General features: G+C 63.4%; 17 protein-coding genes and 1 tRNA gene. 12 read left to right on the top strand and 6 right to left on the bottom strand.

Annotated elements, in window-relative coordinates:
- Positions 1-11 precede the first annotated feature (11 nt).
- Entirely contained in the window at positions 12-758 is a 747-nt protein-coding gene (locus tag ACOQFP_RS02550) for a DsbA family protein (protein ID WP_421583337.1), read from the top strand.
- A 125-nt stretch (positions 759-883) separates the two neighbouring features.
- A tRNA-Ala gene (locus ACOQFP_RS02545) sits at positions 884-956 on the top strand.
- A 147-nt stretch (positions 957-1103) separates the two neighbouring features.
- Here the strand turns inward: ACOQFP_RS02545 and ACOQFP_RS02540 are convergent.
- Positions 1104-1448: a histone-like nucleoid-structuring protein Lsr2 gene (locus tag ACOQFP_RS02540; protein WP_206489944.1), complete on the bottom strand. Its 345-nt coding sequence runs from the start codon at positions 1446-1448 to the stop codon at positions 1104-1106.
- 499 nt (positions 1449-1947) lie between these two features.
- Here ACOQFP_RS02540 and ACOQFP_RS02535 point away from each other — a divergent pair, with 499 nt between their 5' ends.
- Positions 1948-3030, top strand: a complete 1083-nt coding sequence (locus tag ACOQFP_RS02535; protein ID WP_341244708.1) for an N-acetylmuramoyl-L-alanine amidase — start codon at positions 1948-1950, stop codon at positions 3028-3030.
- Positions 3031-3041: 11 nt separating this feature from the next.
- Positions 3042-4100 carry a CobW family GTP-binding protein gene (locus tag ACOQFP_RS02530; protein ID WP_421583336.1) on the top strand — a complete coding sequence of 353 codons (1059 nt, stop codon included), beginning with the start codon at positions 3042-3044 and terminating at the stop codon, positions 4098-4100.
- A gap of 3 nt (positions 4101-4103) precedes the next feature.
- Here ACOQFP_RS02530 and ACOQFP_RS02525 read toward each other — a convergent pair whose 3' ends face one another.
- The 3 genes from ACOQFP_RS02525 to glp are packed head-to-tail and all read right to left on the bottom strand — an operon-like array spanning position 4104 to position 6707.
- Positions 4104-4517: a molybdenum cofactor biosynthesis protein MoaE gene (locus ACOQFP_RS02525; RefSeq protein ID WP_206489973.1), complete on the bottom strand. Its 414-nt coding sequence runs from the start codon at positions 4515-4517 to the stop codon at positions 4104-4106.
- Positions 4510-5529, bottom strand: a complete 1020-nt coding sequence (moaCB, locus tag ACOQFP_RS02520) for a bifunctional molybdenum cofactor biosynthesis protein MoaC/MoaB (RefSeq protein WP_421583335.1) — start codon at positions 5527-5529, stop codon at positions 4510-4512. The genes ACOQFP_RS02525 and moaCB overlap by 8 nt, the downstream gene beginning before the upstream one ends.
- The gene (gene glp, locus ACOQFP_RS02515; RefSeq protein WP_421583334.1) at positions 5517-6707 is read right to left on the bottom strand and encodes a gephyrin-like molybdotransferase Glp; all 1191 of its coding nucleotides are present in this window, start codon (positions 6705-6707) and stop codon (positions 5517-5519) included. The genes moaCB and glp overlap by 13 nt, the downstream gene beginning before the upstream one ends.
- A 186-nt stretch (positions 6708-6893) precedes the next feature.
- Here glp and moaA point away from each other — a divergent pair, with 186 nt between their 5' ends.
- Together moaA and ACOQFP_RS02505 are read left to right on the top strand one after the other, a co-directional pair.
- A complete protein-coding gene (gene moaA, locus ACOQFP_RS02510; protein ID WP_421583356.1) occupies positions 6894-7949 on the top strand; it encodes a GTP 3',8-cyclase MoaA in 1056 nt (351 codons plus the stop codon).
- A complete protein-coding gene (locus tag ACOQFP_RS02505; protein ID WP_206489975.1) occupies positions 7942-8226 on the top strand; it encodes a MoaD/ThiS family protein in 285 nt (94 codons plus the stop codon). The genes moaA and ACOQFP_RS02505 overlap by 8 nt, the downstream gene beginning before the upstream one ends.
- A gap of 32 nt (positions 8227-8258) precedes the next feature.
- On the opposite strand, the gene nadE is transcribed toward ACOQFP_RS02505, so the two are convergent.
- Positions 8259-9104 carry an ammonia-dependent NAD(+) synthetase gene (nadE, locus tag ACOQFP_RS02500; RefSeq protein ID WP_341244710.1) on the bottom strand — a complete coding sequence of 282 codons (846 nt, stop codon included), beginning with the start codon at positions 9102-9104 and terminating at the stop codon, positions 8259-8261.
- Positions 9105-9164: 60 nt separating this feature from the next.
- On the opposite strand from nadE, the gene ACOQFP_RS02495 reads away from it, so the two are divergent.
- Entirely contained in the window at positions 9165-9953 is a 789-nt protein-coding gene (locus ACOQFP_RS02495; protein ID WP_421583355.1) for a fructosamine kinase family protein, read from the top strand.
- Between the two features lie 22 nt (positions 9954-9975).
- Here the strand turns inward: ACOQFP_RS02495 and ACOQFP_RS02490 are convergent, their stop codons facing one another.
- Positions 9976-10575, bottom strand: coding sequence for a TetR/AcrR family transcriptional regulator (locus tag ACOQFP_RS02490; protein ID WP_206489978.1), 600 nt, complete (start codon positions 10573-10575; stop codon positions 9976-9978).
- A 104-nt stretch (positions 10576-10679) separates the two neighbouring features.
- Here ACOQFP_RS02490 and ACOQFP_RS02485 point away from each other — a divergent pair, with 104 nt between their 5' ends.
- The 5 genes from ACOQFP_RS02485 (at position 10680) to nrdE (ending at position 14726) form a co-directional block, all read left to right on the top strand.
- The gene (locus ACOQFP_RS02485; protein ID WP_421583333.1) at positions 10680-11246 is read left to right on the top strand and encodes an NAD(P)H-dependent oxidoreductase; all 567 of its coding nucleotides are present in this window, start codon (positions 10680-10682) and stop codon (positions 11244-11246) included.
- A 43-nt stretch (positions 11247-11289) separates the two neighbouring features.
- On the top strand, positions 11290-11412 hold the full coding sequence (gene ykgO / locus ACOQFP_RS02480; RefSeq protein WP_037189801.1) for a type B 50S ribosomal protein L36: 123 nt from the start codon (positions 11290-11292) through the stop codon (positions 11410-11412).
- Positions 11413-11818: 406 nt separating this feature from the next.
- The gene (locus ACOQFP_RS02475) at positions 11819-12052 is read left to right on the top strand and encodes a redoxin NrdH (protein ID WP_206489981.1); all 234 of its coding nucleotides are present in this window, start codon (positions 11819-11821) and stop codon (positions 12050-12052) included.
- Between the two features lie 20 nt (positions 12053-12072).
- Positions 12073-12534 carry a class Ib ribonucleoside-diphosphate reductase assembly flavoprotein NrdI gene (gene nrdI / locus ACOQFP_RS02470; RefSeq protein ID WP_421583332.1) on the top strand — a complete coding sequence of 154 codons (462 nt, stop codon included), beginning with the start codon at positions 12073-12075 and terminating at the stop codon, positions 12532-12534.
- A 29-nt stretch (positions 12535-12563) separates the two neighbouring features.
- Positions 12564-14726, top strand: a complete 2163-nt coding sequence (gene nrdE, locus ACOQFP_RS02465; protein ID WP_206489983.1) for a class 1b ribonucleoside-diphosphate reductase subunit alpha — start codon at positions 12564-12566, stop codon at positions 14724-14726.
- The last annotated feature ends 36 nt before the right edge of the window (positions 14727-14762 follow it).

The following is a 14762-nucleotide window of genomic DNA, read 5'->3' as shown; positions in this document are numbered from 1 at the left end:
GTATTCGCTGTGTGAGCCAGAAGAAGATATCGAGCACGAAACATACGCCGCAGGCCACATCGAACACGGTGACCTATGTATTGGGCGGCATCGCGTTTCTGGTGGTGGTGGTCGTCATCGTGGTCGCAATCCGCTGGCAGAGCGGATCCGACGCGCCCCGCAACGACGGCTACGGGACCGTGAAGAACCCCGAGGTCGAATTGTCCTTACCGGGTGACGGCGTGGTCCAGTTGGCGCGTCCAGGAGCGCAACATGTGATCGATGTGTTCGAGGACCCGATGTGCCCCTTCTGCGGAGATCTGGAAGTGAAACACGGTCAGGAGTTGGCTCAGAAAATTGACGACGGTGTTGTCGGGGTGAATTACCACCTGGTCAACTTTCTGGACGGGCGGTCGGCTTCGGGTGATTATTCGACGCGTGCTGTCGCAGCGTCGCACTGCGTGGCGGCATCGGAGAATGCGCGCGTGTACTCGGCTTTTCACGCCGGATTGTTCGACCCGGAATTTCGCCCCGAGGAAGGCGGTGACTCCGACCGAAGTGACGCAGATCTCGCCGATCTCGCTCGAACGAACGGCGCAGGCGATCCGACGGAGGAGTGCATCGTCAGCGGCGCGCAGCGTGATGCTGCGATAGCGGACTCGAACACCGGACGTGAGGCGCTGGCGGCGTCGGGTGCGCGTGGGACGCCGGGGGTGCTGGTGGATGGTCAGGTGATCGACGCATTGGGTGACTCGGAGTGGTTGGCGAACATCAACTGAGAACCCGGGCAGGTGCGGTCGGTCGCGAGGTCTTCGAACCGTCCGCACCAGGTGATTTGTTGCTGCTGCGACCGATGGTGTAACTTCGTTCGAGCAACCGCATGAGCGGGAGCATGCAGTAACTCGGGGCTATGGCGCAGCTGGTAGCGCACCACACTGGCAGTGTGGGGGTCAGGGGTTCGAGTCCCCTTAGCTCCACCGATGTAAGAGCTCCACCGATGTTCAAGCTCCACCGATGGACTGGCTCGACCGAATTGATCTGCGTGGTCGACCATCCGTGGAAGTCACGAAAAAAGCGCCGCTCTCGAGCGGCGCTTTTTTCGTTGTAGCGTCTGTGTCTACGCGTCAGTGCGCCGCGTCGAAAGCCTGCTCCACCTCTGCGGGGATTCGCCCGCGCGCGGAAATGGTGTGGCCGTTCGCCTTCGCCCATTCTCTGATGGCCTTGGTCTGATTCGCGTCGCGCTTTGCGCCGGCCGCCGAGGCACCCGACTTCTTCGTCCGCTTTCCACCGAGCTTGGTGGAGTGTTCGATGTAATAGTCGAGCTTGCGGTGAAACTCCTTGGCGTTCTTGTCGCTCAGGTCGATTTCGTAGCTGACTCCGTTGACCGAATAGGTTATGTGTTCGCCACCGGATTCGATCGGTTTTTCGTCGATGTCGTCGACTAGTTGCACATAGACTTTTCTGGCCATGCTGAAACTCTCCAATGATGCAGGGAATGATGCGGGGATGTCCAGATCGAACGGACCCGACTATACGGCCCGACAAAGTGTTTATCCATGCAGGCCGGGGGATTGTTACTCGATTCGCAGAATTGCCGCGGAATCGGATCGATCGTTCACCGAATCCGGAGAGTTGTGCGCGAGTAGCAATCGACGCGTCGGGATACTTGTCTTTTCTCGAATGGACGGACGAACTGACCGGTTTGCATTTCTTTTGCCGTCCTGACGCTGGTTCGTTTTCGATGGGATTACCGACGCTGTTCGGCAACGAACCGGTTACGAAACGCAGTCGTTTCGCTAACGAAAGATGGACCGCTGCGTTCGATCTGCAATCTCTGCTTCACTTGAGGCGCAAGTGTCTGCTGTGACGTCTGATGTCCCGTGAGTTCGGTGACACGTCCGATCAGTGGCATACGAGGGTCGAGAGGGGAGTAGCGCCCGCCAGCGTCACGGGGTGCCAAAGGACTGTATGAAATCAGCACGAATCTCCAGGTCTGCAACGACAGCACTGATGTGTGCCGGAATTCTCGGCGCGGGCATCCTGGTATCCGCACCGGCCGGGGCGGCACCTGCCACGGATAGTCCATCGGCCGCGGCCGGAAGCGAATTGTCGGGTAAGACCGTCTTTCTCGACCCCGGCCACCAAGGCACCGGGCATTCGGAGAATCTGCAGCGTCAGGTCGACGATGGCCGCGGCGGAACCAAGGACTGTCAGACCACCGGCATGACCACACTGGACGGCGTGCCCGAGCACACCATCAACTGGAAAGTCAGTGAACTGGTTCGATCCAGCCTGGAAAGTCTGGGTGCGACGGTGAAGACGAGCCGAGCGGACGACACCGGGTGGGGCGGATGCGTCGACGACAGAGCACGCGCTGCGAGCGAGTCCGGGGCCGATCTCGCCGTGAGCATCCACGCGGATTCCACGAGCACCACAACCGATACCGGTAAGCACGGATTTCATCTGATCGTTCCGACGCTACCGATTCCGAACGCGGCGGCCGATGCAGCCCAGTCCGGAGGTGGGCGCACGGCTTCGAAGCTGATGCGAGATTCGTACGTGCGTGCCGGATTCGATCCGGCCAACTACGCAGGCGTCGACGACGGAATTCAGGAGCGATCCGATGTCGCCGGCCCGGCGTTGACCACGGTGCCCCTCGTCTTCGTGGAAATGGGCAACGGATCGAACCCGGACGATGCGGCACTTCTGGAAAGCTCGGAAGGCCAGCTCGAGCACGCGATCGCGATATCGACCGGGATCATCGATTACCTGCTCGGTGCCGAGACGTCCGCTACGACCGCAGCGAGCCCGGCAGCTGCACCGGCCGGTACGACGAGCACCGACACCCCGGCACCGGCGACATCCTCGCCCACAGGAGCGGGGACTGCCGTCGAGGGCCGTAGTGCGTTGTCGCGATTGCTCGAGAGCGTCTCTCCGTACATCGACTCCTTCGGGGTCGACGGTTTGGCCTCGCTGGTGACCCAGGACAACGTCGCCAGTGTGTCGAACTTCGCGCAAGGCCTGCTGAAGCAGATGCTCGCCGACCGGTAGGCTCGGACGCCGTGACGCGTCGACGAATCCCGGTGGTGATCATCGCGGGCTTCCTCGGCGCCGGGAAGACGACTCTGCTCAATCACCTGCTGCGCAACGACGCCGGGATTCGAATCGGCGTCGTGGTGAACGACTTCGGGGCCATCAACATCGATTCCATGCTGGTGGCAGGGCAGGTCGATTCGATGATCTCGCTCGGCAACGGATGCATCTGCTGCGCGGTCGATCTCGACGACATGGATGCGATGTTCGATGCGCTCGCACATCGGCGTTCGAGCATCGACGTGATCGTGGTGGAGGCAAGTGGGCTGGCCGAACCCCGCAACCTGATTCGAATGGTGCGCGGCAGCGAGAACGAGTTCATCGTCTACGGCGGGCTCGTCGGAGTGGTCGACGCCGTGGAGTTCCCACAGACCCGTGTACTGCACCCCGAAATCGACCAGCACCTGCAGTTGGCCGACCTCGTGGTGTTGAACAAGTCCGACGCCGTCTCGGCATCCGAACGCTCCGAACTCGAGTCCACGGTGCGCGGCGTTGTAGGTGAGGTGCCCGTCGTACCGGTCGCCTTCGGTCGGGTGGACCCACTGTTGCTGTTCGACCGTCGTGAGGATCGTGCTGTCGAGTCGACGATCGCCGTGCAATTGTCACTCGACGAGCTCCTCCGTCAGCAGCATTCCGAGCATGACGACGAACACCACGACTGCGACCACCACCTACACGCGCAGTACTCGCACACCGAGTTCGTGACCACAGATCCGATCGAACCGCGACGGTTGATCGAGTTCCTGGAGAATCCCTCGGGAAATCTCTACCGCATCAAAGGTGTCGTGTACTTCGCGATACCGGGCTACATGCAGAAATTCATCGTCCATACCGTGGGCCGCCACATTCGGCTCGAAGCGACGTCGTGGTCGAGGGGTGAGACCGAACAGACCTCGCTGGTGCTGATCGGTACCGAACTCGACACATCGGTAGTGGAGAAACGGCTGCGGGCCTGCGTGCGGGAACCGGCCGAGCGCTGCGATGCCTCGTCGATGCTCCCGGTCCATCGCTACCTCGACACGGCGTAGCTCCTACAGTCCGACCCACTCGGTACGTCCGCCCTCGAATCCCTGCCGCTTCCAGATCGGAACCTCGGCCTTGATGCGCTCGACCAGACGGGCGCAGGCCGCGAAGGCCTCGGCGCGGTGAGCCGAACCGACGGCAGCGACGAGGGCGAGATCGCCGACCCGCAGGTCGCCGACACGGTGTACCGCCGCCACGGTGAGACCGGTCTCGGCCGAGACCTCCGCGCAGCATCGGCTCAAGAAGCGCTCCGCGTCGGGGTGGGCGCGGTATTCGAGGGTCTCGACGGCGTGGCCCTCGTCGTGATCACGCACGATCCCGCTGAACAGCACAACCGCGCCGTGACGTGAATCCTGCACTGCCGCTTCTACTTCGGCGCTACTGAGTGGTTCACTGGAAATTCGTGCAACGAGCTCACTCATCGTGGGGTCCTCCTCCGGCGATCTGGGCCAACACATGGTCCAGCAATGGATCGAGTACGGCGAGACCGTCCTTGACGCCGCCGGGCGAACCCGGCAGATTGACGATCAGCGTGCGTCCGATCAGCCCCGACACACCTCGGCTGAGCACCGCGTGCGGCGTCGCAGATGTTCCGCGGGTCCGGATCGCGTCGGCGATTCCGGGCATGTCCGTATCGAGGAGCGCTGCCGTGGCCTCCGGCGTCGCGTCGGTCGGGGAGACTCCGGTGCCTCCGGTGCTGATGATCAACGACGGTTCCCCGCGTAGCGAGTCCTGCAGTCCGGCCGCGATATCGGCATCGGCGTACACCAGCGGCCCCCGCACGGTGAAGCCTCGATCGGTCAACCAGCCGGCGATCGCCGGGCCGGTGGTGTCCGGTCGTGTTCCCCGCGCGCCACCGGTGGAAGCCACCAACACCGTTGCCGATCGTGCCGACTCCGCCCTCGGTGCGGCCGACTCAGGAGCGAAGCCCTGCTCCTGATCGCGCTGCCAATGGCCGTGTTTGCCGCCGTCCTTGGTGATCAGCCGAACGCCGTTCATCGTTGCGGCAGGGTCGACTGCCTTGACCATGTCGTGCAAGGTCAGCCCGGCCACCGCGACGGCCGTCAGTGCCTCCATCTCCACTCCGGTGCGGCCGGTGGTGCGCGCTGTGGCCTCGACCGTGATGGTCGAGTCGGTGAATCCGAACGAGATCTTCACCGAGGAGAGCGCAAGCTGATGACACAGAGGAATCAGCTCCGAGGTTCGCTTCGCCGCCGAGATGCCCGCGATGCGCGCTGTGGCCAGGACATCGGCCTTGGGCATATCGTCTGCGCGCACGAGCGCGATGACCTCGGCGGTGGTGACGAACTCCCCGGCAGCGACGGCCGTTCGGGAGGTCTGCTTCTTGTGTGCAACATCGACCATGCGAGCGCGGCCCTGATCGTCGAGATGGGACAGGTGGGAGTGCGAGGCATCGGTGGTCACAGTGGCCATACTTCCACGTTGGATCCCGCCGCGAGTTCGGTTGTCTCGGAGTCGATGTCGATCAGAACATCGGCCCAGGCCAGTGCAGCGACCAAATGAGAGCCCGGGCCCGCCACGAGCTCGACTCGTCCGTCGTCGCGTAGCCTGCCGCGCAGCAACTGTCGTCTGCCCGGAGGGGACACGATCGCGTCGTGCAGCAGCGCCGTACCGGACGATATCGGAGGTAGGCCTGCGGCCCTGCGAACGATGTTGCGCGCGAACATGATGTACGAGACAACCGTGCTGACGGGGTTGCCGGGGAAGCTGAGGACAGGAACGCCGTCGAACATCGTCATGCCCTGCGGCCCGCCCGGTTGCATGCGGACCGAACCGAAGGTGCCGCCCAGTGGGCGCAGCACGTCCTTGACCACCTCGAAGTCGCCCATCGAGACTCCGCCGGAGGTGATGATCAGCTCCGCCGACTGTGTTGCCTCGTCGAGAACCTGTCGAAATCGGCTCGGATCGTCCGAGCTGCGCGCGACCATGACCACCTCGGCACCACTGGCTCGCAGATGCGCGGCCAGAGTGATGCCGTTCGAGTCGTAGATCTGGCCGGGGGTGAGCGTCGATCCGGCATCGACGAGTTCTGCACCGGTGGTCACCACAGCCACTCGCGGGCGTGAGCGGACGTCGACCTCGGCGTAGCCGACGGCCGCGAGCACCGAGATGTGCCGGGGTTCGAGCACTCGACCCGCCTCGACCAGCACTGTTCCGATGCGAACGTCGCTGCCCTGTTCGCGAACGAATTCACCTGGGGCGCGGCCTCGTTCGATCGTCACCGAGCCCTCGGTGGTCACCGTGGTGTCCTCGACGGGGACGATGGCGTCGGCTCCCTCGGGAATCGGTGCGCCGGTCATGATCTTCGCCGCGCTACCCGAGGCCAGCACGGCCGATGCCGCCGGCCCCGCCGCGATGACGGTCGAGACCGGGAGAGTCACCGGAGTCGTGCTCACCGAACGTGAATCGACTGCGTAACCGTCCATCTGCGAATTGCGGAACAGGGGCAGATCGACCGGCGAACGTACGTCCTCGAAGCAGACTCGACCCAGTGCCTCGGCCAGCGGAATGCGCTGCGCAGGTCTGGTCGCCAGTGCCGCGAGCAGAGCCTCGACGGCCGCGGCGTGCTCCTCGACGGAAGTGGCGCTCACTGCGCAGGTCCGGTGATCGCGCAGGTGTGCTGAGCCGTCATGGGTGACCATCCTAAGCACGCCGATCAGACCGTCGAGTGTGGGCTGCGGCATACTGGGTAGACAGGTTCACGGCAGGCGTGATCGAGATCGACGAAGGCGAGGTACGAGGTGACGGTGGACAGTGTCACCTCGCTCGGAATCCCGGTGATCGGGGGAACTGCGCGCGGCAGTTCGCCCGGGCAGGCGAATTCCGTGGAGGATCGACCGGACGTACCCCATCTGATCGACCGCTTCGGGCGCGTCGCACGAGATCTACGTATCTCCATCACCGAGAAGTGTTCGCTTCGCTGCACCTACTGCATGCCGGAGGAGGGTCTTCCGGCAATTCCTGCAGCGAACCTTCTCACCCCTGCCGAAATTGCCCGCGTGGTCTCGGTGTCGGTGCGTCTGCTGGGTATCCGCGACGTGCGTTTCACCGGAGGCGAGCCGCTCATGCGCCGCGACCTGGACGAGATCCTGCGGTTGTGCTCCGATGCGGCGGCAGGCGTGCCACTGTCGATGACGACCAACGCGGTCGGACTCGAGCATCGGGCGAGCTCCCTGGCCGACGCCGGGTTGACCCGGGTCAACGTCTCTCTGGATTCGGTCGACCGGGCGGATTTCGCGCGATTGACCCGTCGAGACCGGTTGCCCTCGGTGCTCGCAGGCATCCGAGCAGCCAAGCGAGCAGGCATCGGGCCGGTCAAGGTGAACGCAGTTCTGATGCACGACACGTTGTCCGGGGCAGTCGATCTGCTGCGGTGGTGTCTCGACGAAGGGGTGGCGCTTCGCTTCATCGAGCAGATGCCGCTCGACGCGGATCACGAATGGGCCCGCAACAACATGATCGACGCCCAGACTCTGATCGACGAGTTGTCGACGGCGTTCGAGTTGCGCTCCGTGGGTCGCGCGGATCCGTCCGCGCCCGCCGAGGAGTGGAGCGTCGACGGTACGGACGCCACAGTCGGCATCATCGCGTCGGTGACGCGCTCGTTCTGCGGGGACTGCGACCGAACGAGGGTCACCGCCGAAGGGACCATTCGGTCGTGCCTGTTCAGTGACGACGAGACCGATCTGCGCGCAGCACTTCGCGGCGGTGCCACCGATGACGAGTTGGCCGACGTGTGGCGCGGAGCGATGTGGAACAAGTGGGCGGGCCACGGCATCGACGCCGAGGGCTTCGTTCCGCCCGCTCGCAGTATGGGGGCAATCGGTGGGTGATCTGCAGTCGACGAGCGATGCCGTGCCGTCGACCCGTGTCGAGGTGCGCTATTTCGCCGCCGCGGTGGATGCCTCGGGCTGCGACTGCGAGTACATCACCGTGCCTTCCGGGGCAACTCTGAAGGATCTGCGGGACGAGATCCGATCGCGTCACGGTGCGCCGATGGAGCCGATCCTGCGAGTATCGGCGTATCTCGTCGGTGACGATCTCACCCGCGATCTCGATCGTGCGATCGGCAGCAGAGTGGATGTCCTGCCGCCGTTCGCAGGTGGCTGACCTGCGCTCGGTTCAGCCACCTGCCGCAGCGCTCAGCGGCCGGTCTTCCACCAATCGTCGAACGGCGTCACCGGTACCGCGCGCTTGTGACGGGTCGCCATGAACATCTTCTCCAGCTTCTCGGCCACCTCGTCGGCGACCTCTCTGCCTTCGAGGTAGTCGTCGATCTGCTCGTATGTCACACCGAGCGCCTCCTCGTCCGGTAGAGCCGGGCGATCGTCTTCGAGATCGGCGGTGGGGACCTTTCGCCACGTGCTCTCCGGTGCGCCGAGCTCGCGCAGCAGAGCGGCTCCTTGCCGCTTGCTCAAGCCCGTCAGCGGCGTCAGGTCGACGCCGCCGTCGCCGAATTTGGTGAAGAAGCCGGTGAGCGCCTCGGCGGCATGGTCGGTACCGACGACGACGTAGCCGAGCTCGCCTGCGATGGCGTACTGCGCAACCATTCGCTGCCGGGCCTTGACGTTCCCGCGCACGAAATCGCGCACCTCAGCGGTGCCCAACGCGTCTGCCGTCGCAGCTGCGGCGGCATCGGCCGCTTCCTTGATGTTCACGGTGACCGTCCGGTCCGGTTCGATGAACCGCAGTGCGATGGCCGCATCGTCCTCGTCGGCCTGCACGCCGTAGGGGAGTCGAACGGCAACGAACTCGGCCTCGTGACCGTCGGCCCGCAGCTCCGCTGCGGCCTGCTGACAGAGCTTGCCGGTGAGTGTGCTGTCCTGTCCGCCGCTGATCCCGAGCACATATCCGGAGGCCGGCGTCGACGTCAGATAGTCCTTGAGGAAATCCACCCGCCGGCGGACCTCCGTGACCGGGTCGATGGTCGACTGCACAGCCAGCTCGCGCATGATTCCGGTCCGCAGTTCCGAGTTGATGAGTCCCATCACGTCATCCTAATGACGGGTGCACGGGAGCCGCCCGCACCCGCGCCGTGCGTAGTGTCGGTGTTCGTGAGCGCACCCTCCGACATCTTCGTCAAACGTGACCCCGACGCGCATCCGGACTTCTTCGCGGCCGAGGCGACCGGGCTGCGCTGGCTCGGCGAGGCAGGTGCGCCGGTCGTGCGGGTGCTCGGGCTCGGACCGACGTACATCGAGCTCGAACGCCTGGTTGCGGCCCGTCCCACGCGCTCCGCCGCCGAGAGATTCGGGCGAGAGCTGGCAGGCGTGCACGCTGCGGGAGCGCTCGGTTTCGGTGCCCCGCCGACAGGCTCCGACGGGACACCGTTCCCCGGGCAACTGTTCATCGGCTCCCGTCCCATGAGCAGCACGGTGCATCGCACGTGGGGAGCCTTCTACGCAGCAGAACGAGTCCTGCCTTTTCTGCGCATCGCTGTCGATGCCGGGAACGTCACTGCGGCGGAGGCGTCGACGGTCGAATCGGCCTGCGCACGGGTGGCAGCGGGGGAGTTCGACGATGGCGAACCGCCGAGTCGGCTGCACGGGGATCTGTGGAACGGCAATGTGTTCTGGACCGAGGCGGGCGTGGTGCTGATCGATCCGGCGGCCCACGGCGGGCATCGCGAGACCGATCTGGCGATGTTGGCCCTGTTCGGATGTCCGGGACTGGACGCGGTCATCGAGGGTTACCACGACGTTCGGTCACTGCGAGGCGGTTGGCGCGAGCGCATCCCACTGCATCAGCTTCACCCGCTCGCCATTCACGCTGCCGGACACGGCCGTTCCTACGGTGAGGCGCTGCACGCTGCGGCCGTCGCAGTCGAGAGACTGTGAATCCGACTGTCGATCCGCGGGGCTAGCCGACGCGAGTTGCTCTGCGTACCAAGTCTTCCCAGCCGTCGGCCAGCCGCTCCTTGGTCATTCCGAGATCGCGGTATTGGTGCAACACCAACGTTGCTTCCAGTGGTGTGAGGAGCCAATGTGCGAGCAGCGGGATGTCTCCGTCCACGCCGGCGGCGCGGAGCAGCGAGACCACGTGCGTGAAGTTCACCATGTGCGCCGGGGCGGAGTATCGACCGTCGGCCGATGTCTCGGCGGCGCGGAGTATTTCACCCTGGGTGCTGACGAATTCGAGGCGCGCCCGTCCGAAGGCGACGAGCCGGTCGACCGGATCGGCACCGGGGCCCAGTGGCGGGTCGCCGAACATGAAGGCGTGTTGCAACTTCTGCTCGGTGTGGTCGAGCAAGGCTCGCATCAGCCCGGCCCGGTTGCCGAAGCGGCGAAACACTGTGCCCTTGCCCACGCCGGCCCGGTGCGCCACCGCGTCCATGGTGATGGCGTCGGCCCCGATGGTCGCCACCAGATCCGTTGCGGCATCGAGCAGCAGGCGGCGGTTGCGTGCTGCGTCGCATCGCTCGGTGTCTTCACCCGCAATGGGCAGCATGGGGCGGGTCACAGTGATCAGCTTACCCCGGCGGGAACATAAATGGACCACAGTCCGTTTTCATGGTTAGAATCGATCAGACGATCACGTCATCCGAACTTTCGAAGGAAGATCTCATGTCAGACGCTCAGGTACTCGTTCTCGTCGGCAGCTTGCGTGCCGAATCGATGAACAGGCAGATCGCCGAGACCGCCGTCACCGTGGCACCCTCCGGTGCCGAGGTCGTGGTGTACGACGGTCTGGGAGATGTCCCCTTCTACAACGAGGATGTCGACGTGGAGGGGGCCGTCCCCGCCGCCGCGCTCGATCTGCGCGCAGCGGCCGAGAAGGCGTCGGCCCTGCTGTTGGTCACGCCCGAATACAACGGCACCATTCCTGCCGTCTTGAAGAACGCCATCGACTGGCTCTCGCGTCCTTACGGAGCCGGCGCGATGGTCGGCAAGCCGGTCGTCGTCATCAGCGCATCGCCGAGTGGCAACGGGGCCAAGTGGGCACACGAGGACGCGAGCAAAGCGGTCCGTATCGCCGGTGGATCGGTGCTCGAGGACGTACAGCTCTCCATCGGCGGCACCGGCGACAAATTCGGTTCGGCTCACCCGCGCGAGAACGCCGAGGTGTCCGGAGAAATCGGCCATGTGGTGGCCGAGTTGGTCAAGGCCTCGAATGAACTCGTCAGCGCCTGACGCCTAAATGGTATCGGGAATCGTTTTCATGTAGTCTCGGCTCATGAAGGTGAGAAATTCTCTGAAATCGCTCAAGAACAAGCCCGGCGCGCAGGTGGTTCGTCGCCGCGGCACGGTGTTCGTGATCAACAAGAAGGAGCCGCGGTTCAAGGCCCGGCAGCGCTGACGCGAACGTCATCGACGACGAGGGCCCCCGGATATGATCCGGGGGCCCTCGTCGTGCACGGTTCACCGCGATGACGATCGTCACTATGTGCGTCGACTCTCGTTGTGATGGACAACATGCCTCGACTGTGACGTACGACACGCCGAACTGACGCGATTTTTTCCCGTGAGCAACCCTGTGACCAGCGAATACCATGAATGTTGTTCGCAACATGTCGTGTTGTAGGCAGATGTCGGACACAAGGTGTAGTGTTTGTCCGACCGAGAGGCCACAACTCGAAGAGCCTGAGAATGCGGGTTCGAGCAGGTCGAAGTCGCCCTGAGTGGGGGATGTTCTCGGTGCCACACGCAGAGCACATCGGTCGCCATCGGTGCATCCGATGGCGACAAGGGAAAGAGGGACACCCATGAGCATCACCGTTTACACCAAGCCTGCCTGTGTTCAGTGCAATGCCACCTACCGCGCTCTCGACAAGGCGGGAATCGAGTACTCCGTCGTCGACATCTCCCAGGACCCCGAGGCCCGCGACTACGTCATGGCTCTCGGCTACCTACAGGCTCCCGTCGTCGTCGCCGGTGAGGATCACTGGTCCGGATTCCGCCCGGATCGCATCAAGGCCCTCGCCGTGAACGCCGCTTGAACAGAGCGAGAAAGTGAGCGGTGAGCGTGGAACCGCGATCCTCCAACTCACTGGTGTACTTCTCCAGCGCTTCGGAGAACACGCATCGCTTCGTCTCGAAACTGGACATTCCTGCAACACGAATTCCGCTCCGTGATCCGGAAGGCACGTTCCGTGTCGATTCCCCCTACGTTCTCATCGTGCCGACGTACGGGGGAGGGGTCACCTACACCGGGCGCGACACCAACTACGTCCCCAAGCGCGTGATCAAGTTTCTCAACGACAAGCACAATCGGTCGTTGATTCGAGCGGTCATCGCTGCCGGAAACACCAACTTCGGTGATTCGTTCTGTTTCGCGGGACATGTCATCTCGCAGAAATGTGCAGTCCCGTACCTGTACCGGTTCGAGTTGATGGGTACCCCGGAGGACGTTCTTCGGGTTCGCGAGGGACTCGAAGACTTCTGGGAGCGCGAGGTTCGTCGCGCCGCCCACACTCACTAGCCCACCACGCAACATTAGGAGCACTCGCCGTGGCACCGACCATCACCGACGCAGCACCAGCGCCCACCGTCCACGGCGGCGGCGACATGGATTACCACGCGCTCAATGCGATGCTCAACCTCTACGGCCCCAACGGCGAGATCCAGTTCGAGAAGGATCGCGAGGCTGCCAATCAGTACTTCCTGCAGCACGTCAACCAGAACACCGTGTTCTTCCACGATCTGGACGAGAAGCTCGACTACCTCGTCGAGGAGAACTACTACGAACCCGAGGTGCTGGATCAGTACTCGCGCGAGTTCGTCAAGTTCCTGATCAACCACGCGTACTCGAAGAAGTTTCGATTCCCCACCTTCCTCGGTGCGTTCAAGTACTACACCTCCTACACGCTCAAGACATTCGACGGCAAGCGTTACCTCGAGCGCTTCGAGGACCGCGTCTGCATGGTGGCCCTGACGCTCGCGGCCGGAGACGAGGCGCTGGCCACCGATCTCGTCGACGAGATCATCGCCGGCCGGTTCCAACCCGCGACGCCCACCTTCCTCAACTCCGGTAAGAAGCAGCGCGGCGAGCCCGTGTCCTGCTTCCTGCTGCGTATCGAGGACAACATGGAGTCCATCGGTCGGTCGATCAACTCCGCGCTGCAGCTGTCCAAGCGCGGCGGCGGAGTTGCACTGTTGCTGAGCAACATTCGCGAATCCGGGGCTCCGATCAAGCGCATCGAGAACCAGTCCTCGGGTGTCATCCCGATCATGAAGTTGCTCGAGGATTCGTTCTCGTACGCCAACCAGCTCGGTGCCCGTCAAGGTGCGGGCGCGGTGTACCTGCACGCGCACCACCCCGACGTCTACAAGTTCCTCGACACCAAGCGTGAGAACGCGGACGAGAAGATCCGCATCAAGACGCTCTCGCTCGGGATCGTCATCCCGGACATCACGTTCGAGCTGGCCAAGAAGAACGAGGACATGTACCTGTTCTCGCCGTACGACGTCGAGCGCATCTACGGCGTGCCGTTCGCAGACATCAACGTCTCCGAGAAGTACTACGAGATGGTCGACGACAAGCGGATCCGCAAGACCAAGATCAAGTCGCGCGAGTTCTTCCAGACTCTGGCCGAACTGCAATTCGAGTCCGGCTATCCGTACATCATGTACGAGGACACCGTCAATCGCGCGAACCCGGTGAAGGGCAAGATCACTCACTCGAACCTGTGCTCGGAGATCCTTCAGGTCTCGACGCCGTCGACGTTCAACGACGATCTCTCGTACAGCCATGTCGGCAAGGACATCTCGTGCAACCTGGGCTCGCTCAACATCGCCAAAACGATGGACTCGCCCGATTTCGGTAAGACCATCGCGGTGGCCATCCGTGGTCTGACTGCGGTCTCGGATCAGACCCACATCTTCTCTGTGCCGTCGATCGAGCAGGGCAACAACGATTCTCACGCGATCGGCCTGGGGCAGATGAACCTGCACGGCTACCTCGCGCGCGAGCGTATTCACTACGGATCGACCGAGGGCATCGACTTCACGAACATCTACTTCTACACCGTCGTGTTCCACGCGATCCAGGCATCGAACCAGCTGGCGAAGGCGCGCGGTCAGTACTTCAAGGGCTTCCCCGACTCCAAGTACGCATCGGGTGAGTTCTTCGACAAGTACATCGATCAGGTCTGGGAGCCGGCAACACCCAAGGTGGCCAAGCTGTTCGCCGATTCCGGCGTCGCCATCCCGACACAGGCCGACTGGACTGCGTTGAAGGCCTCGGTGCAAGAGCACGGCATCTACAACCAGAACCTGCAGGCCGTGCCACCGACGGGTTCGATCTCGTACATCAACAACTCCACCTCGTCGATCCACCCGGTGGCGTCGAAGATCGAGATTCGCAAGGAAGGCAAGATCGGCCGCGTCTACTACCCGGCACCGTATCTCGACAACGACAACCTGGACTACTACCAGGACGCATACGAGATCGGTTACGAGAAGATCATCGACACCTACGCTGCTGCAACGCAACACGTCGATCAGGGTCTTTCGTTGACCCTGTTCTTCAAGGACACCGCCACCACTCGCGACATCAACCGCGCGCAGATCTACGCATGGCGCAAGGGCATCAAGACGCTGTACTACATCCGTCTGCGGCAGATGGCTCTCGAGGGCACCGAGGTCGAGGGCTGCGTGTCCTGCATGCTCTAGCGCTTTCCCGTCGTGCGCCTTTTGCGTACCTGGAGG

Origin of the sequence: Rhodococcus sp. MALMAid1271 (assembly GCF_049195265.1) — a bacterium.
Taxonomy (GTDB): domain Bacteria; phylum Actinomycetota; class Actinomycetes; order Mycobacteriales; family Mycobacteriaceae; genus Rhodococcoides.
This window is presented reverse-complemented; position numbering and strand designations above follow the sequence as displayed.